Annotated in this window: 1 protein-coding gene; it reads left to right on the top strand. The window is 46.5% G+C overall.

Going from position 1 to position 2,717, the window contains the following annotated elements; genetic code table 11:
- A partial coding sequence (locus tag CLV99_RS02285; RefSeq protein ID WP_133582867.1) for a DUF7507 domain-containing protein occupies positions 1-2,717 on the top strand: 2,717 nt, incomplete at both ends.

The following is a 2,717-nucleotide window of genomic DNA, read 5'->3' as shown; positions in this document are numbered from 1 at the left end:
AACGTTGCTACGGTTAACGGTAACGGCCCTGACGGTACAACAACTGTTCCTCCGGTGGAATCTACACCTGAAGATCCGAACAATCCAGGCACACCTGATCCGGGCAAGACACCTGGCGATCCTACGGTTGTCGAAGCGGATAATACAGCATCATATACCTTAGTTAAAGGCGCTAAGCTTACTACCGATAACGGTACAGTGGGCAAGGCGGATGTCAATGATGTTATTACGTATACCTTTACGGTTAAGAATACAGGAAAGGTTACGTTGAAAAACGTTATGGTTAGTGACCCTCTTGCGAACCTGAGTACTATCAGCCCAGCTTCTGCTGCTAGTTTAGCTCCTGGCGCTAGTGCTACCTTTACAGCTACATACACTGTTGTTCAGACAGATGTGGACCGCGGTTCCGTAGAGAACGTTGCTACGGTTAACGGTAACGGCCCTGACGGTACAACAACTGTTCCTCCGGTGGAATCTACACCTGAAGATCCTAACAATCCAGGTACACCAGATCCGGGCAAGACACCTGGTGATCCGACTGTTGTCGAAGCAGATGATACAGCATCTTACAGCTTAGTTAAAGGCGCTAAGCTTACTACCGATAACGGTACAGTGGGTAAGGCGGATGTCAATGATGTTATTACATATACTTTTACAGTTAAGAATACAGGTAAGGTTACGTTGAAAAACGTTACGGTTAGTGACCCTCTTGCGAACCTGAGTGCTATCAGCCCAGCTTCTGCTGCTAGTTTAGCTCCTGGCGCTAGTGCTACCTTTACGGCTACATATACGGTTGTTCAGACAGACGTGGACCGCGGTTCCGTAGAGAACGTTGCTACGGTTAACGGTAACGGCCCTGACGGTATAACAACTGTTCCTCCGGTGGAATCTACACCTGAAGATCCGAACAATCCAGGTACACCAGATCCGGGCAAGACACCTGGCGATCCGACTGTTGTCGAAGCAGATGATACAGCATCATATACCTTAGTTAAAGGCGCTAAGCTTACTACCGATAACGGTACAGTGGGCAAGGCGGATGTCAATGATGTTATTACGTATACCTTTACGGTTAAGAATACAGGAAAGGTTACGTTGAAAAACGTTATGGTTAGTGACCCTCTTGCGAACCTGAGTACTATCAGCCCAGCTTCTGTTGCTAGTTTAGCTCCCGGTGCTACGGCTACGTTCAGCGCTACGTATACGGTTGTTCAGACAGACGTGGATCGCGGTTCTGTGGAGAACGTTGCTACGGTTAACGGTAACGGCCCTGACGGTACAACAACTGTTCCTCCGGTGGAATCTACACCTGAAGATCCGAACAATCCAGGCACACCAGATCCGGGCAAGACACCTGGCGATCCGACTGTTGTCGAAGCAGATGATACAGGAGAGCTTAAGGTCGTGAAAACGAGTCTTCCAGTAACAGGGGTTTTGCACGCTGGTGATAAAATTGAATATTTAATAGAAGTTAGTAATACAGGTAAGGTCACGTTATTTGATGTTGTTGTAACGGATGCTAATGCCGATGTTAAAAATGTTGGAACTATTGCAAAATTAGAAGTAGGGAAAACGGTACAGTTAACGGCGTTCCATACGATTACACAAGCTGATATGATCAAAGGCTTTGTATCTAACATTGCGAAAGTTGAAGGTAAGGATCCGAAAGATAATCCAGTTACTGGTGAATCTACTTCCGGCAATACACCAAATCCTGGAGATCCTACAGATCCGAATTGTGCAGACTGTACAATCACCCCATTACCTTGGGTGCCAATCGTAGCAGTGGTAGATACGCCACCGGCAATCAACGGTAAGGACGGTGGTAATACACCTAATGTCTTGGACAATGATAAATTAAACAACAAACCAGTTGATCCGAAGGATGTAACAGTTACGGTAGAGAAACCGGCAGATCCAAAAACACCTGGGGCTCCTGTTCCTACGTTAGATCCTAAAACAGGTATCGTGACGGTAGATCCGGAGACACCGGCAGGGGAGTACGAGATCACCTACAAAATCTGTGAGGTATTGAATCCGAACAACTGTTCTACGACTACGGTTACTATCGTTGTAGAAGCACCTCTAATCGAAGCGGTGGTCGATACGCCACCAGCAATCAATGGTAAGGATGGCGGTAAGACACCAAGCGTACTGGATAATGATAAATTGAATAACAAACCAGTTGATCCGAAGGATGTAACAGTTACGGTAGAGAAACCGGCAGATCCAAAAACACCTGGGGCTCCTGTTCCTACGTTAGATCCTAAAACAGGTATCGTGACGGTAGATCCGGAGACACCGGCAGGGGAGTACGAGATCACCTACAAAATCTGTGAGGTATTGAATCCGAACAACTGTTCTACGACTACGGTTACTATTGTTGTAGAAAAGGCTCCTATTGAGGCAGTGGTGGATACGCCACCAGCTATCAATGGTAAGGATGGCGGTAAAACTCCATCGGTGTTGGATAATGATAAATTGAATAATAAGCCAGTTGATCCGAAGGATGTAACAGTTACGGTAGAGAAACCGGCAGATCCAAAAACACCTGGGGCTCCTGTTCCTACGTTAGATCCTAAAACAGGTATCGTTACAGTAGATCCAGAGACACCGGCAGGCGAGTACGAGATCACCTACAAAATCTGTGAGGTATTGAATCCGAACAACTGTTCTACGACTACGGTTACTATTGTTGTAGAAAAGGCTCCTATTGA

The organism is Sphingobacterium yanglingense, assembly GCF_004363245.1.
Classification (GTDB): domain Bacteria; phylum Bacteroidota; class Bacteroidia; order Sphingobacteriales; family Sphingobacteriaceae; genus Sphingobacterium; species Sphingobacterium yanglingense.
This window is presented reverse-complemented; position numbering and strand designations above follow the sequence as displayed.